Raw genomic sequence first — 23,243 nt, 5'->3', positions numbered from 1 at the left:
GGAACCCCAATGGAGGATGTGATGGGCGTTGAAGGCATTGGTGCGCGGGTTGCGCGCAAGGAAGACAAGCGATTTCTAATGGGCAAGGGGCGCTACACCGACGATATGGTGACGCCGGGCATGAAATATGCCTATTTCGTCCGCAGCCCATATGCGCATGCGAAGATCAAGGGCATCGACACGGCCGCGGCCCTGGCGATGCCGGGCGTGATCGGGGTGCTCGAAGGTAAGCAGTTGCTGGCCGATGGGATCGGCAACCTCATCTGCGGCTGGATGATACACTCCAAGGACGGTTCGCCGATGAAGATGGGCGCGTGGCGGCCGCTGGCGGTCGATACGGTTCGCTATGTCGGCGATGCCGTTGCAATCGTTGTTGCCGACAGTCTTGGCGAAGCACGCGACGCCGCCGAGGCCGTGGTGGTTGACTATGAGGAACTGCCGGTAGTCGTCCAAGCCGTGGACGCGCTGAAAGCCGGTGCGCCGCAGATACACCCGGAAGCCGCAGGCAATCTGATCTTCGATTGGGAGCTTGGCGACGCCGCGGCGACCGACAAGGCGATTGCCGAGGCCGCGCATGTCACCGATATCGAGATCTACAACAACCGGCTTTCGCCGAATGCCATGGAACCGCGCGCCACGCTCGGCATCTACGATTCGTCCGAAGATCACTATACCTGCTATACGACGAGCCAGAACCCGCATGTAGCGCGGCTTGTCATGAGCGCCTTCTACAATGTCGCGCCGGAAAACAAGCTGCGCGTCATAGCGCCCGATGTCGGCGGCGGCTTCGGCTCGAAGATCTACATCTATCCCGAGGAGATCGTCTGCCTCTGGGCGTCGAAGAAGACCGGCGTGCCGGTCAAATGGACGGCCGATCGCACCGAAGCGTTCCTCACCGATGCGCACGGCCGCGACCATGTCTCCAAGGTGAAGATGGCCTTCGATGCGCAGCACCGCATCACGGCGTTGAAGGTCGACACGATCGCCAATCTCGGCGCTTACATGTCGCTCTTCTCCTCATGCGTACCGACCTATCTGTATGCGACGCTGCTGTCGGGCCAATATGCCATCCCCGCGATCCATGCCAACGTCCGTGCCGTCTATACCAACACCGTGCCGGTCGATGCCTATCGCGGCGCCGGGCGTCCGGAAGCGACCTATGTGCTGGAGCGCACGGTCGAAACGGCTGCCCGCGAACTTGGGATTTCGCCGGCGGAACTGCGGCGGATCAACTTCATCCGCTCGTTCCCCCATCAGACGCCTGTTATCATGAATTATGATGCCGGCGATTACGAAGCTTCGCTCAATGCCGCGATGCAACAGGCAGACTGGGACGATTTCCCCGTCCGGAAGGCGGCTGCTGCCCGGCGCGGCATGAAGCGCGGCATCGGCATGAGCTGCTACATCGAGGCATGCGGTCTTGCGCCATCGCAGGCGGTGGGATCGCTCGGCGCCGGTGTCGGCCTGTGGGAATCGGCCGAGGTCCGGGTGAATGCAGTCGGCACCGTGGAAGTGCTTACCGGTTCGCACAGCCACGGCCAGGGGCATGAGACCACCTTTGCGCAGCTCGTCGCCGACCGGTTCGGCGTGCCGATCGACAGTGTCTCCATCGTCCATGGCGATACCGACAAGGTGCAGATGGGCATGGGCACCTATGGCTCCCGCTCCGGCGCGGTCGGCATGTCCGCCGTGGTCAAGGCCCTCGACAAGGTGGAGGCGAAGGCGAAGAAGATCGCCGCGCATCTGATGGAGGCCGACGAAAGCGATATCGTCATCGAGAATGGCGAAGTGAAGGTCGCCGGCACCGACAAGGCGCTTCCCTGGTTTCAGGTGGCGCTCGCCTCCTATACCGCGCACAATCTGCCGGCCGGAATGGAGCCGGGCCTGAAGGAAACCGCCTTCTACGATCCGGCGAATTTCACCTTCCCGGCCGGCTGCTACATCTGCGAGGTCGAGGTCGATCCGGAAACCGGCAAGACCGAGATCATCCAGTTCGTCGCGGCCGACGATTTCGGCAACATCATCAATCCGATGATCGTTGAAGGGCAGGTGCATGGCGGCATCGCGCAGGGTGTCGGCCAGGCGCTGCTGGAGGCCGTGCATTACGACGAGAGCGGCCAGCTCCTGACGGCAAGTTTCATGGATTATACCATGCCGCGTGCAGACGACCTGCCGTCCTTCAAGATCTCGCACCAGAACACGCCATGCCCGAACAATCCACTGGGCATCAAAGGGTGCGGCGAGGCGGGCGCCATCGGTTCGCCGCCGGCGCTGATGAACGCCATCACCGATGCCATAGGTAACAACAAGCTTACCATGCCGGCCACGCCGCTCAGGGTGTGGGAAGCGGCGCAGGCCGTGGCTTGAAGAGAGGAGGAGAAGATCATGTACGCAACGAACTATCACCGCGCCTCCTCGGTCGACGAGGCCGTCAAGCTTCTGTCTGACGCCGACGAGGGCAAATACGTCTCTGGTGGGATGACGCTGATCGCCACCATGAAGCAGCGTCTGGCCTCGCCGAGCGATCTCGTCGATCTCAGGCATATCCCCTCGCTGAAGGGCATTCGTGTCGACGGTCGCAGGGTCACCATCGGGGCGGCGACCACCCATGCCGAGGTTGCTTCTTCGGCTGCGATCCGCTCTGTCTGTCCGGCACTTTGCGAGCTCGCCGGCATGATCGGCGATCCGCATGTCCGCCATATGGGCACGATCGGCGGATCCGTCGCCAACAACGATCCGGCGGCGGATTATCCATCCGCCATGCTGGCGCTCAACGCCACCATCGTCACCGACCGACGGCAGATCGCGGCTGAAGACTTCTTCGAAGGATTGTTCGAGACGGCGTTGAAAGGTGGCGAATTGATCACCGCCGTCACCTTCGAGGCGCCGGAAAAGGCGGGTTACGCCAAATTCCCCAATCCGGCCTCGCGCTACGCCATGACCGGTGTCTTCGTCGCCAGGAGCGAGGCAGGCGTGCGCGTCGCGGTCACGGGTGCCGGCGCGGACGGTGTATTCCGTCAAGCCGACATGGAACGGGAACTTGCGGCGAACTGGTTGCCGGATGCCATCACGAGCGTGACCGTCGATCCCGCGGCTCTGCTGTCCGACCTGCATGCGACGGCGGAATACCGCGCCAATCTGGTCAAGGTCATGGCCAAGCGCGCCGTGGCTGCCGCATAGGTCCGCTATGAAACGTGCCGGAGCGGCGGCTTGAACCGCCGCTCCGGCTCCTTCGTTTCGGTCATGGTTTGGATTGTCAATTTGACGCGATCATTTATTCTTGTCTGGAATTGTTCAAAATTATGGGCCAATTGCCGCAGTGGCGCGCGAAAGCGATACGGAGGGGTTGACGTGCAGACCGGCATTTATGAAAAACGGTTGCATGGTTCTGGAGCAGATTATGGATTTCGAAGCATTTTTTAAGGGTGAGCTGGACGGCCTGCACGATGAAGGCCGCTATCGTGTGTTCGCCGATCTGGAACGCCGCCGGGGCAATTTTCCGCGCGCGACACGCTATACGCCCAATGGCCCGCAGGAAGTGACCGTCTGGTGTTCCAACGACTATCTCGGCATGGGCCAGCATCCGAAAGTGATCGAGGCGATGAAAGAGGCGATTGATCACTGTGGCGCGGGTGCGGGAGGCACCCGGAATATTTCTGGCACCAACCACTACCATGTTCTGCTTGAGCAGGAACTCGCCGATCTGCACGGCAAGGAATCCGCGCTGATCTTCACGTCGGGCTATATTTCCAACTGGGCGACGCTCGGCACGCTCGGCGCGCGCATTCCCGGCCTCATCATCTTCTCCGATGCGCTCAACCATGCGTCGATGATCGAAGGCATTCGCTATGCGAAGTGCGACAAGGTCATCTGGAAGCATAACGACCTGCACGATCTCGAGGCGAAGCTGAAGGCTGCCGATCCGAAGGCGCCGAAGCTGATCGCTTTCGAATCCGTCTATTCCATGGATGGCGATATCGCCCCGATCAAGGAGATCTGTGATCTCGCCGACAAGTATGGCGCCATGACCTATCTCGACGAAGTGCATGCCGTCGGCATGTACGGCCCGCGCGGCGGCGGCATTGCCGAGCGCGAAGGCCTGATGGATCGTCTGACCGTCATCGAGGGTACGCTCGGCAAGGCATTCGGCGTCATGGGCGGCTATATCGCTGCATCAACGGCGCTGTGCGATTTCATCCGCTCGTTTGCCTCGGGCTTCATCTTCACCACCTCGCTGCCGCCGGGGCTTGCCGCTGGCGCCGTCGCCTCCATCCAGCACCTGAAGGTCAGCCAGTTCGAACGCATGCGCCATCAAGATCGTGTGCGCAGGCTGCGCGCCCAGCTCGATGCAGCGGGCATTCCGCACATGCCGAACCCGAGCCATGTCGTGCCGGTCCTGGTCGGCGATGCGTCCAAGTGCAAGTGGATTTCCGACCTGCTGCTCGACAGCGGCGTCTATGTCCAGCCGATCAACTATCCCACAGTGCCGAAGAAGACCGAGCGCCTGCGCATCACGCCGACGCCGCTGCATTCGGATGGCGATATCGAGCATCTGGTCGGCGCGCTGCATGCGCTGTGGTCGCGCTGTGCGTTGGCCCGCGCAGTTGCCTGAAGCGGCTGCTTACGTTTGACCTCAGGAAGGCCGCGGCTTACGCGGCCTTTTCTTTTTGCGCGACAAGCACCGCAGCCCGGCCGCGCGCTTCCTCATCGGCGGCAAAGACGGCATCCATGGTTTCGGCGCTGCCTGTCGCGATCATCTGATCCATGACGGCTTCGGCAATGTCAGCCATCTCCAGGAAGCCGATGCGGCCGTCCACGAAGGCATGGAAGGCAATTTCCTCGGCCGCGTTCATGATCGCCCCCTGCAGGCCGCCGCGCTCGAGAGCGGCGCGGGCAAGACGCAATGCCGGGAAGCGAACCTCGTCCGGTGCCTCAAAATCCAGCCGCGCCAACTTGGCGAAATCCAGCCGATCGACGCTGAGCTTGGTGCGGGCGGGGTAGGTGAGCGCATAGCCGATCGCCGTGCGCATGTCGGGACAGCCGAGCTGCGCCAGCACCGAACCGTCGCTGTAGCCGACCATGGAATGGATGACGGATTGCGGATGAACGACGACTTCGATCTGGTCGGGGCGCACGTTGAACAGGTGCTTGGCCTCGATCATCTCCAGCGCCTTGTTGAACATCGAGGCGCTGCCGATGGAGATCTTGAAGCCCATCGACCAATTGGGATGGGCGCGGGCGATCGTCGGCGTAACATTGGCCATCTGTTCGCGCGACCAGGTGCGGAAGGGGCCGCCGGACGCGGTGATGATGATGCGCTCCACCGCGTGCTGCTGATCGTCCTCCAGCGCCTGGAAAATGGCGCTGTGCTCGCTGTCGACCGGGATCAGCCGGCCGCCGCCTTCGGCCACGGCGCGCACGAAAAGTTCGCCGGCCGAGACAAGACATTCCTTATTGGCAAGAGCGATATCGGCGCCGCGCCGGGCGGCAGCCAGCGTCGGCGCAAGGCCGGCGGTGCCGACGATTGCCGCCATCACCCAGTCCGATGGCATGGAGGCGGCTTCGATCAGCGCATTTCTGCCGGCACCAACAGCGATGCCGGTGCCAAAAAGCGCGTCCTTCAGTGCCTGATAGCGATCCTCATTCGCGGTGACGGCGAAAGCAGCGCCACAGGCTTTGGCCTGCTCGGCCAGAAGGTCGATATTGTCATGCCCGGTGATCGCGGCGATGTCGAAAGCTTCGCGTCCGCCCAACTGCGCAATGACATCAAGCGTATTCTGGCCGATGGAGCCGGTCGAACCCAATATCGTCAGGCGGCGCCGCGCCTTGCTGCCGGTGGTCATTCAGGTATCCGCATATTGCCGAAATTCCCTAAGGCTCTACAGGGGATCGCGGGAAGCGGCAAGTGTGATGCCATGCAACCCCATCCAGCCGCCAATGCGCGTTTAAGGCGAAACCACTGATTTGATGATATTTTCAGCCAATTATTGAACCAAATGCGAAGTGCTGCGTTTTCCGTCCACTCGAATGCGGAGGGTAATGGATGGTTTTCAAAGCGGCGACATTTCACGGCATGGAGCTCGATCTGGAAAATGAGCAGTCCAGACGCTCGGCACTGGAGTCCACAGTTGCCAATGCACTCGCCGTCGCCGGCGGGATCGATGCGTCCGATGTCACGGTGACCGCCGCCGGGCAGGAGATCCGCCTGGACGGCACCGTCGCCACCCAGCAGGAGGTGAAGCGGGCGACTACGGTGGCGGAGTCTATCCCCGGCGTCAGGCTGGTGAGGAACAGGATCGCTGTGGGGTGATATCCTGCTTGTGCCGTTGTCCCCCCGACGCGGGTTCGCGACGCATCTGATGCTTTTAATTATGCGTAGTCGGTAGGTCAAAGAACAGCTTGGTTATGTCCGGGGAATCCGATGGATCGGTGCCTGTGCGCTGGAGCATGCCTCCCGCTTTCTCGATGACCCGCCTTGAGGCGAGATTATTCTCGTTGCAGATGACGGTTATTCTCGCGAGGCCGGTTTTCGCCGCGATTGGCAACAGGAGCAGCAGCGCTTGAGTGGCATATCCTCTGCCCTGCTTCCAGGGAACAATAGAGTAACCCACATGACCCGGCACATGCAGCGGAAATCGAGTTGTTCCGGGCAGATGACGAAGTGTGATGTAACCGCAGAAATCCCCGTCCCAGATCCAGAATGGCTGAATGGCGAGATATTGAGGCGCTCGGTTCGATACCGATGTGGCGATGACTTCACTGGATATAAGGCGGCTCAGGAAACCTGCCCTGTCATGCCTGAGCATCTCGAGTTCGGCTTCAGCGGAGACTTTGTCTTGCTGGCGTCTGGGATCAGGTGACCATCCCCGCGCAAGTGCCTCTTCAAAGCCTTGCAGGTTGAGCAAGCTCGGCTCAATCAGGACCACGGTGTTGGTCGGAGCAGTTGGGGCCTGGTGTTCTGCCATTCCTACTCCCCTTCCGACACTTCGATGCCAGCCATATCCAGACGACAGATAACAATCAGAATTCAGGGGCGAAGTTGCAAGAGCGACATGTGGAGACAGCTATCTGGTTGCCTACCTTGGATTGGCGGCAAACTCGGCAAGCTCTTTTGGTGAGCGAATATGGATGATCCGCGCCCGTCCGCGGTGAATTTCGATCGCAGCAAGCAGTTTTGGGCGCATTTCCCGATGCAGCCACCACATCATTTTGAAGAGACGAATGGTAACCGGAAACATGGGGCATCCGTCAGGTCCGTCCGCGCGGCCAAGGAAGAGCGACTTCACCTGGCGCTTGGCGGCCCACCAGTAGTGAACCCATATCGGGTGATCGACGAAGACAATCGTATCGGCCATATTCATGCGACGTTGAACGGACTCCCACGATCCGTAGCCGTCGATCAGCCATCGGTCTTGCGAAAGCCAGGCGTCATGGGACGCTGCAAATTCGGACTGCGATGCCTCGACCCAGTTCGGCTTCCACTGAATCTTGTCGATTGCGAAATGAGGCAAAGCATGTGCTGAGCTCAACGCCTCGCACATCGTCGACTTTCCGCCGCCTGCATTGCCGATCACCATCACTCGCGTCATGGATGAAAGATAACCTGACTGCGGTATTGACGCAAAGGCTGCTGAGGTCGCGTCAGAGAGAAGATAAGTGAAATGGTGATCTCGACGCGATTCGAACGCGTGACCCCCAGATTAGGAATCTGGTGCTCTATCCTGCTGAGCTACGAGACCACTTGAGATGATCCATACAAAAGCAAAGGCTCGAAGCCAAGCCCTTTTACGTCCTCGGGACAATTCGCTTTTGCTGTGCCGCGCGCCCGGGTAGGCGCACGGGAAATGGTTGATGTGTCTCAGGCGTTGAGGCGCTGTTCGGCGAGCCGTACCCAGTAGGAAATGCCGTGGGCGATGGCTTCGTCGTTGAAGTCGTAGGCCGGGTTGTGGAGGCCGGCCGAATCGCCGTTGCCGACGAAGATGAAGGCGCCGGGGCGGGCGAGCAGCATGTAGGAGAAATCCTCGCCGGCCATCATCGGGTCGATGTCGGGGACGACATTGCCCGCGCCGGCGATTTCCTCGGCGATGGCGATGGCGTGGTCGGTCTCGTCGGCATGGTTGAAGGTGACGGGGTAATTGCGGTGGAACTCGATCGCCACCTCCGCGCCGTGGCTGGCGGCGATGCCGGAGACGACCTGTTTGAAGCGCTGTTCGGCGAGATCGCGCATCTCGTGATCGAGCGTGCGCACCGTGCCGCCAAAGCTCGCCTCGCTCGGGATGACGTTGTGCGCGTTGCCGGCGTTGAAGGTGGTGACGGAGACGACGACCGACTTCAGCGGATTGGCGCTGCGCGAGGCGATGAGCTGCAGGTTGGAGACGATCTGCGCGCCGATGGCGATCGGATCGATCGTCTTGTGCGGCATGGCGGCATGGCCGCCGACGCCCTTGATGGAAACGGTGAATTCGTCGGTTGCCGCCATGATCGGGCCCTTGCGGATGGCGAAGTGGCCGACGGGCAGGCCCGGCAGGTTGTGCATGCCGTAGACTTCGGCGATCTGGAAGCGCTCCATCATGCCATCCTTGACCATGGCGTCGCCGCCGGCGCCGCCTTCTTCGGCCGGCTGAAAGATGACGGCGATATTGCCGTTGAAGTTGCGGGTCTCGGCGAGATATTTCGCGGCACCCAAAAGCATGGCGGTGTGGCCGTCATGGCCGCAGGCATGCATCTTGCCCGGTGTTTCGGAAGCCCAGGGCTTGCCGGTGATCTCGGTGAGAGGCAGGGCGTCCATATCGGCGCGCAGGCCAACCGTGCGTCCTTCGCCCTTGCCGCGGATCAGGCCGACGACGCCGGTGCGGCCGATGCCGGTCACCACTTCGTCGACGCCGAAGGAGCGTAGTTTTTCAGCCACGAAAGCGGCGGTATTTTCAACCGCATAGAGAAGCTCCGGCCGCGTGTGGATATAGCGGCGCCATTCGGTCACTTCGCCCTGGAGTTCTGCGGCTCTGTTCAAGATCGGCATGCTGATGTTCCTGCTGCTCAATATCTGTTCTGGTTCAACTCATCGGTTCGTCGCATAGCCTTGGCCGGCGCAGCGCATCTTCCAATATCACGCACGATCAAAAGGTCGTGATGCCAAAGCGTCTCGCCTACGGGGAAATAAAGTCGTCAATCGCCTTTGCCTTCTCCTAGCCATATAGGTTAAATAGACGAAGCTTTCGAGAAAATTCCGGACCTCTGAAGGATAGATCGTGCCGACGAAGCAGAATCGTTTGTATGCCGCCCTGCGGCTCGTTCCCGTGGCCGCAGCCGCATCCATGCTTTTCCTGTCGACCGCGCAAACGGCCGGAGCAAACCCGCATATTCTCGTCGATGTCAGCACCGGGCGCGTGCTTGACCAGCAGGAGGCGTTTCGCCGCTGGTATCCGGCTTCGCTCACCAAGCTGATGACCAGTTATGTCACCTTCCGCGCCATCCAGTCCGGCCAGATCAATCTCGATACGCCCGTCGTCATGTCGAAGCTCGCCGCCGCGCAGCCGCCGGCGAAGATGTATTTCAAGCCCGGGCAGAAGATGACGCTCGACAATGCCTTGAAGATGATGCTGGTCAAATCGGCAAACGATCTTGCCATGGCGGTCAGCGAGACCGTGGGCGGTTCGCAGCCGGCCTTCGTGGCGCGGATGAACGCGGAGGCAGCTCGCCTCGGCATGCGTGACACGCATTTCATCAATCCGAACGGCCTTCCGGGCAAGGGGCAATATACGACGGCGCGTGACCTTGCCGTTCTCAGCGTCGCGCTGCGCCGCGAGTTTCCGCAATATGCCGGTTATTTCGCGCTGGAAGGCTTTACCAACGGCGTGAAGCAGGTGCCGAACATCAACATGCTCATCGGCCGCTTCGATGGCGCCGACGGCATGAAGACCGGCTTCATCTGTGCTGCCGGTTTCAACCAGATCGCATCGGCGACCCGCAACGGTCGCACGCTGATCTCAGTCGTGCTCGGCACCGACAGCCTAGCGGCGCGCGCCGACGATTCCGCCAATTTTCTGGAGAAGGGTTTCCAGAATCAGCTTTCCGGCAAGGAGACGCTGGCAAGCCTGCGGCCCGACACGCCTCAGTCGGCCGAGGTCGCCGATGTTACCGCCGATATCTGCAGCGCCAAGGGCGCGCAGGCGCGCAGCGAAACGCGCGATCCGTTCGGCCGCACCAAGGTACAGTCGCCCTATATCCATGAAATGGATCACGAGCCGAATTTCATCTATGCCGGCCTGATCGGCGGCCAGGACGTGATGACCGCCAGCAAGGGCGACAAGGACGATGCCACCGCCAAGGGCGACAAAGCCATCAAGGGCGACAAGATTGCCATCTCCGGCCGGGCGGCGGACAATGTGCCGATCCCTATGCCGCGTCCCACTTTCTGATATCGGATTGGAACCATGAGCGTTTCGCAGCAAAGAGTGCCGGTCGCGATCCTGACCGGCTTTCTCGGGGCGGGTAAATCGACCCTGCTCAACCGCATCCTCAAGGATGAGGACATGCGCGATGCGGCGGTCATCATCAACGAGTTCGGCGATGTCGGCATCGACCATCTGCTCGTCGAGAGCTCCGGCGATTCCATCATCGAGCTGTCCGACGGCTGCCTGTGCTGCACGGTGCGCGGTGAGCTGGTGGATACGCTCGCGAACCTCATGGACGCCATGCAGACCGGCCGTATCCGGCCGCTGAAGCGTGTCGTCATCGAAACAACAGGTCTTGCCGATCCCGCTCCTGTCATGCAGTCGATCATGGGCAATCCGATCATCGCGGCCAATTTCGATCTCGATGGTGTCATTACCGTCGTCGATGCCGTCAACGGGCTGCAGACGCTCGACAACCATGAAGAGGCGCGCAAGCAGGTGGCGGTCGCCGACCGCCTGATCGTCTCGAAGACCGGGATTGCCGGCGCAACACCCGAAAACCTGCTGGAAGGCCGGCTGAGGGCGCTCAATCCGCGCGCGCAGATCCTGAACGCCGACAGCGACGAGGCCGGACGCGCCGCCATTCTCATCAACGGTCTCTACGACCCGGCGTCGAAGATCGCCGATGTCGGCCGCTGGCTGCATGACGAGCTGGAGGCCGACGATAACCACCATCACCACGACGACCACGATCATCACCACCATCATCACGGTGAGCACGGCCATCACCATCATGGCCATCGGCATCAGCACGCCCATGACGTGAACCGCCATGACGGATCGATCCGGTCGTTCTCGATCGTTGAGACCCAGCCTATCGATCCGATGGCGCTGGACATGTTCATCGATCTTTTGCGTTCGGCGCATGGCGAAAAGTTGCTGCGCATGAAGGCGATCGTTGCCGTGTCCGACCGGCCGGAGCGTCCGGTCGTGCTGCACGGCGTGCAGAATATCTTCCATCCGCCGGTGCGCCTGCCTGCCTGGCCCGATCCTCAGGACCGGCGGACGCGCATGGTGATCATCACCAAGGATCTGCCGCAGGATTTCGTGAAAGGCCTGTTCGATGCGTTTCTCAGCAAGCCGCAGGTCGATATGCCTGATCGGGCCGCACTTCAGGACAATCCGCTGGCGGTGCCGGGGATGAGGTTCTAGAGCAATTCCAGGAAAAGCGTGCAGCGGTTTTCCATCCGGAATTGCGTAAAAACAATAACATAGAGCGGTTAAGCGATTCCGTGAAACGCGTAGCCGCTCTAGGTGCCAAGCAACCCGCCTCGCCCTTCGAGGGCCCTGCGGGCCACCTCAGGGCGAGGCTGATCCACTCGCGTTGCTGCGAAATTCGTCGTCACCAAAACACGGCCGAACGACCCTCATCCTCATGGTGAGGCGAGAGCGAAGCCATCCTCGCACCGCGAGGATGGCCCAGCGGCGACAATGGATCACCCCTTGCGGATGACGAAGCGATGGCCGCTTTCCGTCTTCTCGCTCGCCAGCAGGGCATGGCCCTTTTCGTTGCAGAGATGCGGAATGTCGATGACGGCGAGGGGATCGGTCGTTTCGACCGTCAATGTGGTGCCGCTCGGCATGCCGCGCAGGCGCTTTTCCGTCTTGATCGCCGGATAGGGGCACTTCAGTCCGCGCAGATCGTAGATCTCGGCGTCGAAACTATTCACTCTTCGCCCAGAACTTCCAGAACGGCGGCTTCTTTGCCGGCTCGGTCTGTGCGGTTTCGACAGCCGGATTTTGCGCATAGGCCAACGGATAGACGACCGGGCTCATCGGATTGGCCATCGGGATCGGGACATTCGCCGGAATGTTGGCCGCAACCAGCGGACCGCCGGTCTGTTGTGCCGCCGCATCGGGAGCTGATGTCGCCAGGCGGATGCTTGCGGTCGTCGTCGGGCTGGCCACGGTGCCGCCGCGTGCGATCTGCTGCGCCGATTGATTGGACATCATCGACTCGAGATCGGCGACCTTCATCATCTTGCCGGCGGCAAGCGCGGTGCCTGTGGGAGCATAGGCAAGATCGTGGCCCTTGCGCTGCTTGGCGACGACGGCCTTGCGCTCGGCTTCGGTCGGATCGTACCAGGCCATGTCGCTATATTTCTTCGTGGCCGCAGCATAATCGGCCTGATATTGCTTGTCGTAGGTGGCAAGCGCCATCTGCAAGGCAGGCGGCGTCGTCATCACGGGGCATTTGCCGCCGGCGTTGAACGGGCCGCTGGCCTGCTGGTTGAAGACGTATTTCTTCTCGCAGACTTCCACTTCCGGCGGCCGCTTGGTGACTTCGAAGTTGTCATAGCCGACCTTCAGCATCTTCCAGAATTCGATATTGGGGCTGAGCCGGTGCTTCCACATGTTTTCCGCCGTCATGCGGAAGGGGAAAGCCTCGAGCTGAATGGCCTTCTGGCCGCCCTTGAAGGCGTCGCGCGCGAAGGCATAGATTTCCAGCACCTGCTGATCGGTCATCGAATAGCAGCCCGACGACGAGCAGGCGCCGTGGATCATCAGATTGGCGCCGGTGCGGCCATTGGCTGCGTCATAACGGTTCGGAAAGCCGGTATTGATGGCGAGATAGTATTTTGAATTCGGATTGAGATTGGCCGGCGTCAGCATGTAGAAGCCTTCCGGCGCTTGCCGGTCGCCTTCCTTGACCTTCGGGCCCAGGCGGCCGGACCAGGCGCAGATATTGTAAGCGGCGATCACTTCGAAACGATTGTTCTGGTTCGCCTTCAGGATCTCCATCGCGCCTTCTTCCTTGAAGATGCGGATCATGATCGGCGAATTGCGGTCCATGCCCTTTTTCGCCATGTCGGCAAGGATATGGCTGGGTAGCGGCTGCTCGACCTTGTTCGTCACCTTCGACAGGTCGATCGACGCGGTATCCAACGCGTCGTTGCAGCCGGCGAGTGCCAGCGTCATCAGGAAGATGTAAGCAAGGTGACGAATGCGCATTCTGACTTGGCCCATAAATGCGAAGAGCGGCAGCTCGACCTGTTTCGCCGCTCCCCTTCGAAGCATGAAACGGAATCATAGATGGCTTATACTTGAAAATTCCTTACCAGCCTATGACGCGCCCGCGAAGCGCCGCAAGCTTTTCTTTGCCATAAAAGCTTCGATAACAGGAATGTGGCCAAGATTTGGCCTCATTCCCGTTTTTCGCGATCACGTTTTCAGAATGCGCTTTAGAGATTGCGACCGATGTTGAGGAATTTCTGGCGGCGGTCGCTGCGCAGCTGCTCGCCCGAACGGCTGGAAAGTTCGCCAAGCGCGTTGGAAATCACGTCTCCCGCAGCGGCGATCACCGTCTGCGGATCACGATGCGCGCCGCCGAGCGGCTCGGGAATGATGCCGTCGATCACGCCGAGGCTTTTCAGGTCTTCGGCGGTGATTTTCATGTTGGTGGCGGCTTCCTTGGCGCGGGTGGAATCGCGCCACAGGATCGAGGCCGCCCCTTCGGGCGAAATCACGCTGTAGATCGAATGCTCGAGCATATAGACGCGGTTGCCGGTGGCGATCGCGATGGCGCCGCCTGAGCCGCCTTCGCCGATGACGACGGAGATGATCGGCACTTTGACGCCAAGACACATTTCAGTGGAGCGGGCGATCGCCTCGGCCTGGCCGCGCTCTTCCGCTCCGACGCCGGGATAGGCGCCTGCGGTATCGACCAGGGTGATGACCGGCAGCTGGAAACGGTCGGCCATTTCAAGGATGCGGATCGCCTTGCGGTAGCCTTCGGGGCGGGCACTGCCGAAATTGTGCTTCAGGCGGCTCTTGGTGTCGTTGCCCTTTTCCTGGCCGATGATGGCGATCGGCTGGCCGCGAAAGCGGGCGAAGCCCGCCTGGATGGCGGCATCCTCGGAGAATTTGCGGTCGCCGGCCAGCGGCGTGAATTCCGTGAAGAGTGCCTCGGCATAGTCGACGAAATGCGGACGCTGCGGATGACGGGCGACCTGCGTCTTCTGCCAGGCATTGAGCTTGGAATAAATGTCGGCCATCGCCTCGCGGACACGGATTTCAAGCCGGCCCACTTCGTCTGACGTGTCGATGCTCTCGTCTTCGCTGGCCAGTTTCTTGAGCTCGTGAATCTTGCCTTCGAGATCCGAGATGGGCTTTTCGAAGTCCAGATAATTGTGCATGAGGTGCGTTTCCGATCCTTTTGCGCGTGACGAGCGACGGCAGGTTTAACCCTTGTGCCGGTCCTATTCCTGTTTTTTGGCCTGTTTGGCAAGGGGGTGATGCGTTTGCACGAGCTGATGAAGGCGTTCTTCCAACACATGCGTATAGATTTGCGTGGTCGAAATGTCCGAATGGCCGAGAAGTTCCTGCACCACGCGCAGGTCCGCGCCGTTGGCGAGGAGGTGGCTTGCAAAGGCATGGCGCATGACGTGCGGCGAGATCATCGAGGGCGTCAGCCCGGCGCGAATGGCGAGATCCTTCAGATCGCGCGCAAAGACCTGGCGCGGCAAGTAGCCCTGCCTGGACGCCGCGGGAAAGAGCCACGGGCTTTCAGGCGCAGGCTGCTTGGCGTTCGCCGCCAGGTCGGCCTGCAGCCGTCCATAGGCCTTCAGCGCTGATATGGCCGACTGCGACAGCGGCACCAGCCGTTCCTTGTTTCCCTTGCCGCGAATGATGAGGAAGCGCCCTTCGTGGTCCAGCACCTTGGCCGGCAATGTAACGAGCTCGCTCACGCGCATGCCAGTGGCGTAAAGCAGTTCCAGCAGCACAAGCATGCGCAGGCGCTGCAGCTGGTCGGGGCCTTCGGCTGCCGCTTCCACTTCTGCCTGGGTCAGAAGACGCGTCACCTGGTCGACGCCCATGGTCTTCGGAAGGGGACGGCCCTTTTTCGGCGCGTCGAGGATGCCTGTGGGGTCGTCCGTGCGCAGGCCTTCCGCATAGAGGAATTTGTAGAATTGGCGCATGGCGGAAAGCCGCCGCGCCTGTGACGAAGGCTTGAAGCCCTGGATCGAGAGGCCGGAGAGATAGGCGCCGAGATCGTTCGGCCCCGCCTCGGTCAGGCGGACGCTGCGCTCGGACAGGAAGCCGTGGAGGTCCTCGAGATCGCGCTCATAGGATTGCAGCGTGTTGACTGCGGCGCCGCGTTCGGCGCTCATCATCTCCAGGAAGGCTTCCAGATGCGCTCGGCTCAGATCTCTCACCCCAGCCCTCGCATTCATGGCTTCAACGAACCGGTGACCGGCGGATTGATGCGCTCCGGCGGAATACGGATCGTCACCTCGCGCGGCTGCGGATCGACGAAGAGCACGAGCGCCCACATTGCCCCATATATCGATCCGCCGATGACCGCGCAGATGACAAGGAAGCGAAACAGGGTTGGCATTCGGAAACTCTCCTCGTCCCAGTCATAAGTCCGGCGACGTAACAATTATACCCACCAAGCGTTAGCTGAAGGATATTGCAGACATGTTTACGCCGCGGCGTCTTGACGCTACAGGCGCATTTGACGATACCGTTTCCAAAGAAATTGTGAATGGGCCGATGAGTGAACAAGTCCTGACCCTTGCAGAGAGCCTCAAAGACAGGGCGCGCGCCGCGCTAGGTCAGCGCAATCTTGTCCTCGTGGGATTGATGGGGGCGGGGAAGTCCTCGATCGGCCGGCTGGTCGCGCAGCAACTCGGCATCCCCTTCGTCGATACCGATGCAGAGATCGAGCGCGTATCGCGCATGACGATCACGGAGCTCTTTGCGGCCTATGGCGAACAGGAGTTCCGGGCGCTGGAAACGCGCGTGATCAAGCGTCTTCTTAAGGGCGGGCCGCGTGTCGTCTCGACCGGCGGCGGCGCCTTCATCAACGAGAGCACGCGGTTTCATGTCAAACGCGGCAGTCTTTCCGTCTGGCTGAAGGCCGATCTCGACGTGCTCTGGGAACGGATCAACAAGCGGGACACGCGTCCCCTGCTCAAAACCGAGAATCCAAAACAGACCCTCGAGGACCTGATGAATGCGCGCTATCCGATCTATGCGGAAGCCGATCTCACGGTTCTGTCCCTTGATGTGGGCAAGGAGACCATGGTCAAGGAAGTCCTTGCCGCCATTGCCGAGGGAAAGAAAGCAGAAAGCAAAACACCATGAATGCGATCACGGCGGCTTCCGCAGAACGCCTCGTGCGCGTGCCTCTCGGCGAGCGCGCCTATGACATCCTGATCGGCCCCGGCCTGATCGCCCGAGCAGGGCGCGAGATCGCCGCACGGCTGAAGGGCCGCAAGGCTGCGATCATCACGGACGAAAACGTCGCGCCGCTCTATCTCGACGCCTTGGTCGCGGGCCTGCAGGCTGAGGGCATCCAGGCATCCAGCCTCGTGTTGCCGGCCGGCGAGAAGACCAAGAGCTTCGAACATCTCATGACGGTCTGCGACGCGGTGCTGACCGCGCGTGTCGAGCGCAACGATGCCGTGATTGCGCTTGGCGGTGGAGTCATCGGCGATCTCGCCGGTTTTGCAGCCGGCATCGTGCGTCGCGGCGTTCGCTTCGTTCAGGTTCCGACCTCGCTTTTGTCGCAGGTGGATTCTTCCGTCGGCGGCAAGACCGGCATCAATACCCATCACGGCAAGAACCTCATCGGCGTCTTCCATCAGCCGGATCTCGTGCTTGCCGATATCGACGTGCTGAATACGCTGAGCGAGCGTGAATTCCGCGCCGGCTATGCCGAAGTCGCAAAATATGGACTGATCGACAAGCCCGACTTCTTCGCCTGGCTCGAGGCCAGCTGGAAGGATGTCTTTGCCGGCGGCGCGGCGCGCATCGAGGCGATCGCCAGGAGTTGCCAGGCGAAATCCGATGTCGTCGTTGCCGACGAGCGCGAAAACGGGCCGCGCGCCCTACTCAATCTCGGTCATACGTTCGGTCACGCGCTGGAAGCCGCTACCGCTTACGACAGCCGTCGGCTGGTGCATGGCGAAGGCGTTGCCATCGGCATGGTGCTGGCGCACGAATTTTCCACGCGTCTCAACCTGGCGAGCGCCGACGACGCGAAACGCGTCGAAGCGCATCTGAAGGCCGTGGGCCTGCCGACCCGGATGGGCGATATCCCGGGCGGGCTGCCGCCGGCGGAAACGCTGATGGATGCGATCGCACAGGACAAGAAGGTCAAGAGCGGCAAGCTGACGTTCATTTTGACCCATGGCATCGGCCAGTCCTTTGTCGCCGACGACGTGCCGTCCTCCGAAGTCCTGAGTTTCCTGAAGGAAAAGCATCCCTGATGACGGTCGAGGGCACGCTGGCTGTACTGTTCGAATATTGGCCCGAGATCATCTCGATCCTCGTGCTTGTGCTGCTGTCGGCCTTCTTCTCCGGTTCGGAAACGGCGCTTACCGCCGTCTCGCGCAGCCGCATTCATACGCTGGAGGCAAACGGCGACGAGGACGCCGGGATCGTGCGTCGGCTGATCGAGCGCCGGGACCGGCTCATCGGCGCGCTGCTCATCGGCAACAATCTTGCCAACATCCTGTCGTCGTCGCTGGCGACCAGCGTCTTCCTAGGCCTGTTCGGCAACTCGGGCGTGGCGCTCGCGACGGTCGCCATGACCGTCATCCTCGTCATATTCGCCGAAGTGCTGCCGAAAAGCTGGGCCATTTCGACGCCGGATCGCTTTGCGCTCAATGTCGCCGGCACGGTGCGGCTCTTCGTCGCCGTCGTCGGTCCGGTATCGAGCTTCGTCAATGCCATCGTCCGATGGATCCTTGGCATTTTCGGCATCAACCTTTCGAAGGAGGTGTCGATGCTGTCGGCGCATGACGAGCTGCGCGGCGCGGTGGATCTGCTGCACCGGGAAGGGTCGGTGGTCAAGGCCGACCGCGACCGCCTGGGCGGGGTGCTCGACCTCGGCGAACTCGAACTCTCCGATATCATGGTGCACCGCACGGCGATGCGCGCCATCAATGCCGACGACCCGTCCGAAGTCGTGGTGCGCGCCATCCTCGACAGCCCGTACACGCGCATGCCGCTCTGGCGCGGCACGATCGACAACATCATCGGCGTCATTCACGCCAAGGATCTGCTGAGGGCGCTGGCCGAGCGGAATGTCGAGCCGGAGAACCTCGATGTCGTCAAGATCGCGCAGAAACCCTGGTTCGTGCCCGACAGCACCAATCTGGAGGATCAGCTCAACGCCTTCCTGCGCCGCAAGCAGCATTTCGCTGTCGTCGTCGACGAATATGGCGAGGTGCAGGGCATCGTGACGCTGGAGGATATTCTGGAGGAGATCGTCGGCGATATCGCCGACGAGCACGATATCGACATCCAGGGTGTGCGGCAGGAGGCCGACGGCTCGATTGTGGTCGATGGCGTCGTGCCTATCCGCGACCTCAACCGCGCGCTTGACTGGAATCTGCCTGACGAGGAAGCAACGACGATTGCCGGCCTCGTCATCCATGAATCGATGACCATTCCCGAAGAGCGGCAAGCCTTCACCTTCTACGGAAAACGCTTCATCGTCATGAAGCGGGAAAAAAACCGCATCACCAAGCTGCGCATTCGCCCCGCGGAGATGGAAGAGAACAAGCCCGAATAAGAGCCATCTCCTGCGGGATTACCAGCGCACCGCCTCTCCGGGTGCAGCCGGCTCCACGGCAAGCGCATGCAATCCGGCATCCAGTTCCGGCTTCAGAAGATCGTTGATCGCCCTGTGGCGTGCGAGGCGCGGCATGCCCGCGAACTTGGCGGAGACGATGCGAACTCTTATATGGGTCTCGCCGGTTCCGGTCATGTCGGGCTGGTGGCCCGCGTGCAGGTGGCTTTCGTTGATGACGACGAGGCGCTCTGGCGCGAAGGCTTCGTTGAGTTTCTTCTCAATGCGGGATTGCAGTGTCGTTTCCATGTTCCCGCTTCGTCCTTCTTCGCGAAAAAGGTTCCCACAAAGCCTGCAACATTCCCATTTGTCAATTCTTGTTGTGGGCTAATCCAGGCCCCATAATTAGGGCACTATGGGACTTGATTCAAAATACTTCGATCGCATTCGAACCCGCCGCAAACGCCCGCAGGAACCCGAGCAGGGCCCGCCGACGTGCCAATGGGACGGCTGTGACAAGCACGGCACGCATCGCGCACCCGTCGGGCGCAATGCGGAAGGGCAGTTCTTTTTGTTCTGCTTCGAGCACGTCAAGGAATACAACAAGGGCTACAATTATTTCTCCGGCCTCTCGGACGGGGAGATCGCGCGCTATCAGAAGGAAGCCGTTACCGGCCATCGTCCGACCTGGACCGTCGGCGTCAACAAGGCGGCGAAGCACAGCCCCCTGCAGTCGGAAGTCCGCTCTGGCGCCTATACCCGGGTTCGTGATCCCTTTGGTTTCGTCAAAGATGGCGATGGCCGCGGCAGCGGTCCGCGTTTCCCGGAGCAGCGCAAGCTGAAAACGCTGGAGGCGAAAGCATTCGATACGATGGGGCTCGGCGCCAATGCGTCTGCGCCCGACATCAAGCGCCGGTACAAGGAGCTGGTGAAAATGCACCACCCGGATGCCAATGGCGGCGACCGTGGCTCCGAGGAGCGTTTCCGCGCGGTCATACAGGCCTATCAATTATTGAAACAGAACGGTTTTTGTTAATTCCTGTCCTTGCTCTCCGCCTTCAATCAGGTATGGTCCAAATCGGCTGAAGCCGTGGGCAACCGCGGCAGGGTGCGCATTTGGCTGGCTGCACCTCGGCCAACTTTCCGGACGCGGCGTTTCTTGTCCGGGACTCTGTTCAAGGATGCTCGCAAACGATCATTTCATCGTGCCGAGATTTTGCTTTAGTCCCGGAGAAGTATCGCCGCTGTTCCGACCGAACGGATGCGAGCAATAAAGCTGCGGCGTTTCGGATAAAGCGGCTGAGATTGATATGGCTGGGTGAGAGCCACCCGCCCTGGAGACATGATGAGCAAGATTGACCTTGATATTTCCGAGATTCCCGACACCACCGTTTCGGTCCGTGACGTTTTCGGCATTGATTCCGACATTCGCGTTCCCGCCTACAGCAAGGGCGGCGCCTATGTGCCCGATCTGGATACGGATTACCTCTTCGACCGTGAGACCACGCTCGCCATCCTCGCCGGTTTCGCCCATAACCGCCGCGTGATGATCTCGGGCTACCACGGCACCGGCAAATCCTCGCACATCGAGCAGGTTGCCGCGCGTCTCAACTGGCCTTGCGTGCGTATCAACCTCGACAGCCATGTCAGCCGTATCGACCTCGTCGGCAAAGACGCGATCGTCGTCAAGGACGGGCTGCAGATCACCGAATTCAAGGACGGCATCCTGCCCTGGGCCTATCAGCACAACGTCGCCCTCGTCTTCGACGAATATGATGCCGGCCGCCCGGACGTGATGTTCGTCATCCAGCGCGTGCTGGAATCGTCGGGCCGCCTGACGCTGCTCGACCAGAGCCGCGTCATTCGTCCTCATCCGGCCTTCCGCCTGTTCGCGACCGCCAACACCATCGGTCTCGGCGATACGACCGGCCTCTATCACGGCACGCAGCAGATCAACCAGGCGCAGATGGACCGCTGGTCGATCGTAACGACGCTGAACTATCTGCCGCACAACAACGAAGTCGCCATCGTGCTCGCGAAGGTGAAGTCCTTCCGCACCGACAAGGGCCGCGACACGGTCTCCAAGATGGTGCGCGTCGCCGACCTCACGCGTGCGGCCTTCATGAACGGCGATCTGTCGACCGTCATGAGCCCGCGTACCGTTATCACCTGGGCTGAGAATGCGGAGATCTTCGGCGATGTCGCCTTTGCCTTCCGTGTCACCTTCCTCAACAAGTGCGATGAGCTGGAGCGGCCGTTGGTCGCCGAGCATTATCAGCGCGCCTTCGGCATCGAGCTGAAGGAAAGTGCTGCCAACATCGTGCTCGAAGCCTAGGGAAGAACCCACACATCATGTCAGGTCGCGGAGACAATTCCAAAGCGAAGCCGGGTGCCCCGGTGGACATGGAGCCGTTGCGCCGTGCGATCACCGGCTGCGTACGCTCGATCGCCGGCGATGCCGAAGTCGAGGTGGCATTCGCCAACGAACGCCCGGGGATGACCGGCGAGCGCATCCGCCTGCCGGAGCTCTCGAAGCGGCCGACGATGCATGAGCTGGCGGTGACGCGTGGCCTCGGCGATTCGATGGCGCTGCGGCTGGCCTGTCACGACGCGCGCGTCCACGCCGTCATGGCGCCGCAGGGTGCCGATGCGCGCGCTATCTTCGATGCCGTGGAGCAGGCGCGCGTCGAATCGATCGGTTCGCTGCGAATGAGCGGTGTCGCGGCCAACATCGGCTCGATGAATTCGGAGAAATACGCCAAGGCGAATTTCTCGGGTATCGAGCGGCGCGAGGATGCGCCGATCGGCGAAGCCATGGCGATGATCGTGCGCGAGAAGCTGACCGGCCAGAAGCCGCCGGAGAGCGCCGGCAAGGTGCTCGACCTCTGGCGCTCCTTCATCGAGGACAAGACCGGCGGCGAGCTCGACAATCTGCTTTCGACCATCAACGACCAGCAAAGCTTTGCCCGCGTCGTCCGCAATATTCTGACGGCCATGGAAATGGCCGAGGAATATGGCGACGAACAGTCGGAGCCGGACAGCGACGAGCAGCAGAGCGAAGAGGACAAGCCGAACGGCGAAGACCAGGATAACGACGACGTCAAGGAAGACGAAGGCTCGGACGCGGCTCCGGCCGAGGACAGCGAAGCCTCCGACGAGCAGATGGACGACGGCGCCACCGAGGACGGCGGTGAGATCTCCGACGACGACATGAGCGAGGAAGGCGAGGAGGATTCGGAAACGCCGGGCGAGACCCGTCGTCCGAACACGCCCTTCGCCGACTTCAACGAGAAAGTCGACTATCACGTCTACACGGAAGAGTTCGATGAGACCACGACGGCGCAGGAGCTCTGCGACGTGGCCGAGCTCGAGCGCCTGCGCGCCTTCCTCGACAAGCAGCTTGCTCATCTGCAGGGCGCGGTCGGGCGGCTTGCCAACCGTTTGCAGCGCCGTCTGATGGCGCAGCAGAACCGCTCCTGGGACTTCGACCTGGAAGAAGGGTATCTGGATCCGGCACGCCTGACGCGCCTGATCATCGACCCGATGCAGGCGCTGTCCTTCAAGATGGAGCGCGACACGCAATTCCGCGATACTGTCGTGACGCTGCTGATCGACAATTCCGGCTCCATGCGCGGGCGGCCGATCACGGTTGCCGCCTCCTGCGCCGACATTCTGGCGCGCACGCTGGAGCGCTGCGGCGTCAAGGTCGAGATCCTCGGCTTCACCACCAAGGCCTGGAAGGGCGGACAGGCGCGTGAGAAATGGCTGGCCGGCGGCAAGCCGCAGACGCCGGGCCGACTGAACGACCTGCGCCACATCATCTATAAGTCGGCGGACGAACCCTATCGGCGCTCACGCGCCAATCTCGGCCTGATGATGCGCGAAGGCCTGCTCAAGGAGAATATCGACGGCGAGGCGCTGATCTGGGCGCATAACCGCCTTCTCGGCCGCCGCGAGCAGCGTCGTATCCTGATGATGATCTCGGACGGCGCGCCGGTCGACGATTCGACACTGTCGGTCAATCCGGGCAATTATCTGGAGCGGCATCTGCGCGCGGTCATCGACCAGATCGAGACGCGCTCGCCCGTGGAGTTGCTGGCGATCGGTATCGGTCACGACGTGACGCGCTACTATCGCCGCGCCGTCACCATCGTCGATGCCGACGAACTGGCTGGTGCCATGACCGAGCAGCTCGCATCGCTGTTCGAGGATAAGACAAGCATGCCGCGGTCGCGCATGCGCCGCGCAAGCTGAGCCCGCTCAGG

Annotated in this window: 22 protein-coding genes and 1 tRNA gene; 12 read left to right on the top strand and 11 right to left on the bottom strand. The window is 61.3% G+C overall.

Going from position 1 to position 23,243, the window contains the following annotated elements:
* Positions 1–21 precede the first annotated feature (21 nt).
* The 3 genes from FHT28_RS24320 (at position 22) to hemA (ending at position 4,612) form a co-directional block, all read left to right on the top strand.
* Complete coding sequence (locus FHT28_RS24320) at positions 22–2,367, top strand: xanthine dehydrogenase family protein molybdopterin-binding subunit (protein WP_047554351.1); 2,346 nt, start codon at positions 22–24, stop codon at positions 2,365–2,367.
* A gap of 18 nt (positions 2,368–2,385) precedes the next feature.
* Complete coding sequence (locus tag FHT28_RS24315; protein WP_047553525.1) at positions 2,386–3,180, top strand: xanthine dehydrogenase family protein subunit M; 795 nt, start codon at positions 2,386–2,388, stop codon at positions 3,178–3,180.
* A 220-nt stretch (positions 3,181–3,400) separates the two neighbouring features.
* Complete coding sequence (gene hemA, locus FHT28_RS24310) at positions 3,401–4,612, top strand: 5-aminolevulinate synthase (RefSeq protein WP_047554349.1); 1,212 nt, start codon at positions 3,401–3,403, stop codon at positions 4,610–4,612.
* A gap of 37 nt (positions 4,613–4,649) precedes the next feature.
* Here the strand turns inward: hemA and dxr are convergent, their stop codons facing one another.
* Positions 4,650–5,843: a 1-deoxy-D-xylulose-5-phosphate reductoisomerase gene (gene dxr, locus FHT28_RS24305; RefSeq protein WP_168597564.1), complete on the bottom strand. Its 1,194-nt coding sequence runs from the start codon at positions 5,841–5,843 to the stop codon at positions 4,650–4,652.
* Between the two features lie 200 nt (positions 5,844–6,043).
* Here dxr and FHT28_RS24300 point away from each other — a divergent pair, with 200 nt between their 5' ends.
* Positions 6,044–6,310: a BON domain-containing protein gene (locus FHT28_RS24300; RefSeq protein ID WP_037196737.1), complete on the top strand. Its 267-nt coding sequence runs from the start codon at positions 6,044–6,046 to the stop codon at positions 6,308–6,310.
* Positions 6,311–6,365: 55 nt separating this feature from the next.
* Here FHT28_RS24300 and FHT28_RS24295 read toward each other — a convergent pair whose 3' ends face one another.
* The 4 genes from FHT28_RS24295 to FHT28_RS24280 all read right to left on the bottom strand — a co-directional run bounded on the left by FHT28_RS24295 (position 6,366) and on the right by FHT28_RS24280 (position 9,019).
* A complete protein-coding gene (locus tag FHT28_RS24295; RefSeq protein ID WP_168597563.1) occupies positions 6,366–6,965 on the bottom strand; it encodes a GNAT family N-acetyltransferase in 600 nt (199 codons plus the stop codon).
* Positions 6,966–7,076: 111 nt separating this feature from the next.
* Positions 7,077–7,589, bottom strand: a complete 513-nt coding sequence (locus tag FHT28_RS24290) for a flagellar protein FlaR (protein WP_168597562.1) — start codon at positions 7,587–7,589, stop codon at positions 7,077–7,079.
* A gap of 73 nt (positions 7,590–7,662) precedes the next feature.
* Positions 7,663–7,739 (bottom strand) — tRNA-Arg (locus tag FHT28_RS24285).
* 119 nt (positions 7,740–7,858) lie between these two features.
* A complete protein-coding gene (locus FHT28_RS24280) occupies positions 7,859–9,019 on the bottom strand; it encodes a M20 aminoacylase family protein (RefSeq protein ID WP_047553519.1) in 1,161 nt (386 codons plus the stop codon).
* A 229-nt stretch (positions 9,020–9,248) separates the two neighbouring features.
* On the opposite strand from FHT28_RS24280, the gene FHT28_RS24275 reads away from it, so the two are divergent.
* Both FHT28_RS24275 and FHT28_RS24270 read left to right on the top strand, forming a co-directional pair.
* Complete coding sequence (locus FHT28_RS24275) at positions 9,249–10,418, top strand: D-alanyl-D-alanine carboxypeptidase family protein (protein ID WP_168597561.1); 1,170 nt, start codon at positions 9,249–9,251, stop codon at positions 10,416–10,418.
* A 15-nt stretch (positions 10,419–10,433) separates the two neighbouring features.
* The gene (locus FHT28_RS24270) at positions 10,434–11,606 is read left to right on the top strand and encodes a GTP-binding protein (RefSeq protein ID WP_037196729.1); all 1,173 of its coding nucleotides are present in this window, start codon (positions 10,434–10,436) and stop codon (positions 11,604–11,606) included.
* Positions 11,607–11,890: 284 nt separating this feature from the next.
* Here FHT28_RS24270 and FHT28_RS24265 read toward each other — a convergent pair whose 3' ends face one another.
* From FHT28_RS24265 to FHT28_RS24245, 5 genes are all read right to left on the bottom strand, one after another.
* Positions 11,891–12,124, bottom strand: coding sequence for a sulfurtransferase TusA family protein (locus FHT28_RS24265; protein WP_047553517.1), 234 nt, complete (start codon positions 12,122–12,124; stop codon positions 11,891–11,893).
* The gene (locus tag FHT28_RS24260) at positions 12,117–13,406 is read right to left on the bottom strand and encodes a murein L,D-transpeptidase family protein (RefSeq protein ID WP_037196923.1); all 1,290 of its coding nucleotides are present in this window, start codon (positions 13,404–13,406) and stop codon (positions 12,117–12,119) included. The genes FHT28_RS24265 and FHT28_RS24260 overlap by 8 nt, the downstream gene beginning before the upstream one ends.
* A 230-nt stretch (positions 13,407–13,636) precedes the next feature.
* A complete protein-coding gene (locus FHT28_RS24255; RefSeq protein WP_037196727.1) occupies positions 13,637–14,590 on the bottom strand; it encodes an acetyl-CoA carboxylase carboxyltransferase subunit alpha in 954 nt (317 codons plus the stop codon).
* 63 nt (positions 14,591–14,653) lie between these two features.
* Positions 14,654–15,610: a site-specific tyrosine recombinase XerD gene (locus FHT28_RS24250; protein ID WP_047554347.1), complete on the bottom strand. Its 957-nt coding sequence runs from the start codon at positions 15,608–15,610 to the stop codon at positions 14,654–14,656.
* 14 nt (positions 15,611–15,624) lie between these two features.
* Positions 15,625–15,792, bottom strand: coding sequence for a hypothetical protein (locus FHT28_RS24245; protein WP_034511589.1), 168 nt, complete (start codon positions 15,790–15,792; stop codon positions 15,625–15,627).
* 158 nt (positions 15,793–15,950) lie between these two features.
* On the opposite strand from FHT28_RS24245, the gene FHT28_RS24240 reads away from it, so the two are divergent.
* From FHT28_RS24240 to FHT28_RS24230, 3 genes are read left to right on the top strand one after another with little or no spacing between them, the layout of a single operon-like run.
* A complete protein-coding gene (locus FHT28_RS24240; RefSeq protein WP_037196920.1) occupies positions 15,951–16,544 on the top strand; it encodes a shikimate kinase in 594 nt (197 codons plus the stop codon).
* Positions 16,541–17,671: a 3-dehydroquinate synthase gene (gene aroB / locus FHT28_RS24235; RefSeq protein ID WP_047553515.1), complete on the top strand. Its 1,131-nt coding sequence runs from the start codon at positions 16,541–16,543 to the stop codon at positions 17,669–17,671. Before FHT28_RS24240 ends, aroB begins: the two co-directional genes overlap by 4 nt.
* Positions 17,671–18,981: an HlyC/CorC family transporter gene (locus FHT28_RS24230; protein WP_047553509.1), complete on the top strand. Its 1,311-nt coding sequence runs from the start codon at positions 17,671–17,673 to the stop codon at positions 18,979–18,981. The genes aroB and FHT28_RS24230 overlap by 1 nt, the downstream gene beginning before the upstream one ends.
* 18 nt (positions 18,982–18,999) lie before the next feature.
* Here the strand turns inward: FHT28_RS24230 and FHT28_RS24225 are convergent, their stop codons facing one another.
* Complete coding sequence (locus tag FHT28_RS24225) at positions 19,000–19,287, bottom strand: BolA family protein (RefSeq protein ID WP_037196724.1); 288 nt, start codon at positions 19,285–19,287, stop codon at positions 19,000–19,002.
* 106 nt (positions 19,288–19,393) lie between these two features.
* Here FHT28_RS24225 and FHT28_RS24220 point away from each other — a divergent pair, with 106 nt between their 5' ends.
* The 3 genes from FHT28_RS24220 to cobT all read left to right on the top strand — a co-directional run bounded on the left by FHT28_RS24220 (position 19,394) and on the right by cobT (position 23,232).
* The gene (locus FHT28_RS24220; protein WP_037196723.1) at positions 19,394–20,014 is read left to right on the top strand and encodes a J domain-containing protein; all 621 of its coding nucleotides are present in this window, start codon (positions 19,394–19,396) and stop codon (positions 20,012–20,014) included.
* A gap of 309 nt (positions 20,015–20,323) precedes the next feature.
* Positions 20,324–21,313: a cobaltochelatase subunit CobS gene (cobS, locus tag FHT28_RS24215; RefSeq protein WP_034511583.1), complete on the top strand. Its 990-nt coding sequence runs from the start codon at positions 20,324–20,326 to the stop codon at positions 21,311–21,313.
* Between the two features lie 17 nt (positions 21,314–21,330).
* Positions 21,331–23,232 carry a cobaltochelatase subunit CobT gene (cobT, locus tag FHT28_RS24210; protein WP_037196721.1) on the top strand — a complete coding sequence of 634 codons (1,902 nt, stop codon included), beginning with the start codon at positions 21,331–21,333 and terminating at the stop codon, positions 23,230–23,232.
* Positions 23,233–23,243 lie beyond the last annotated feature (11 nt).

Origin of the sequence: Rhizobium sp. SG570 (genome assembly GCF_012275345.1) — a bacterium.
GTDB lineage: Bacteria > Pseudomonadota > Alphaproteobacteria > Rhizobiales > Rhizobiaceae > Rhizobium > Rhizobium lusitanum.
Note: the sequence above shows the minus strand (reverse complement) of the source record. Positions and strands in the feature narration are given on the sequence as shown.

Coding starts and splice junctions, on each gene's coding strand:
- FHT28_RS24240 (WP_037196920.1), top strand. CDS start 15,951: ATGAGTGAACAAGTCCTGACCCTTGCAGAGAGCCTCAAAGACAGGGCG.
- FHT28_RS24255 (WP_037196727.1), bottom strand. CDS start 14,590: ATGCACAATTATCTGGACTTCGAAAAGCCCATCTCGGATCTCGAAGGC.
- FHT28_RS24220 (WP_037196723.1), top strand. CDS start 19,394: ATGGGACTTGATTCAAAATACTTCGATCGCATTCGAACCCGCCGCAAA.
- FHT28_RS24290 (WP_168597562.1), bottom strand. CDS start 7,589: ATGACGCGAGTGATGGTGATCGGCAATGCAGGCGGCGGAAAGTCGACG.
- FHT28_RS24260 (WP_037196923.1), bottom strand. CDS start 13,406: ATGCGCATTCGTCACCTTGCTTACATCTTCCTGATGACGCTGGCACTC.
- FHT28_RS24300 (WP_037196737.1), top strand. CDS start 6,044: ATGGTTTTCAAAGCGGCGACATTTCACGGCATGGAGCTCGATCTGGAA.
- FHT28_RS24315 (WP_047553525.1), top strand. CDS start 2,386: ATGTACGCAACGAACTATCACCGCGCCTCCTCGGTCGACGAGGCCGTC.
- FHT28_RS24225 (WP_037196724.1), bottom strand. CDS start 19,287: ATGGAAACGACACTGCAATCCCGCATTGAGAAGAAACTCAACGAAGCC.
- FHT28_RS24245 (WP_034511589.1), bottom strand. CDS start 15,792: ATGCCAACCCTGTTTCGCTTCCTTGTCATCTGCGCGGTCATCGGCGGA.
- aroB (WP_047553515.1), top strand. CDS start 16,541: ATGAATGCGATCACGGCGGCTTCCGCAGAACGCCTCGTGCGCGTGCCT.
- cobS (WP_034511583.1), top strand. CDS start 20,324: ATGAGCAAGATTGACCTTGATATTTCCGAGATTCCCGACACCACCGTT.
- FHT28_RS24295 (WP_168597563.1), bottom strand. CDS start 6,965: ATGGCAGAACACCAGGCCCCAACTGCTCCGACCAACACCGTGGTCCTG.
- FHT28_RS24270 (WP_037196729.1), top strand. CDS start 10,434: ATGAGCGTTTCGCAGCAAAGAGTGCCGGTCGCGATCCTGACCGGCTTT.
- FHT28_RS24320 (WP_047554351.1), top strand. CDS start 22: ATGGGCGTTGAAGGCATTGGTGCGCGGGTTGCGCGCAAGGAAGACAAG.
- dxr (WP_168597564.1), bottom strand. CDS start 5,843: ATGACCACCGGCAGCAAGGCGCGGCGCCGCCTGACGATATTGGGTTCG.
- cobT (WP_037196721.1), top strand. CDS start 21,331: ATGTCAGGTCGCGGAGACAATTCCAAAGCGAAGCCGGGTGCCCCGGTG.
- FHT28_RS24230 (WP_047553509.1), top strand. CDS start 17,671: ATGACGGTCGAGGGCACGCTGGCTGTACTGTTCGAATATTGGCCCGAG.
- FHT28_RS24280 (WP_047553519.1), bottom strand. CDS start 9,019: ATGCCGATCTTGAACAGAGCCGCAGAACTCCAGGGCGAAGTGACCGAA.
- hemA (WP_047554349.1), top strand. CDS start 3,401: ATGGATTTCGAAGCATTTTTTAAGGGTGAGCTGGACGGCCTGCACGAT.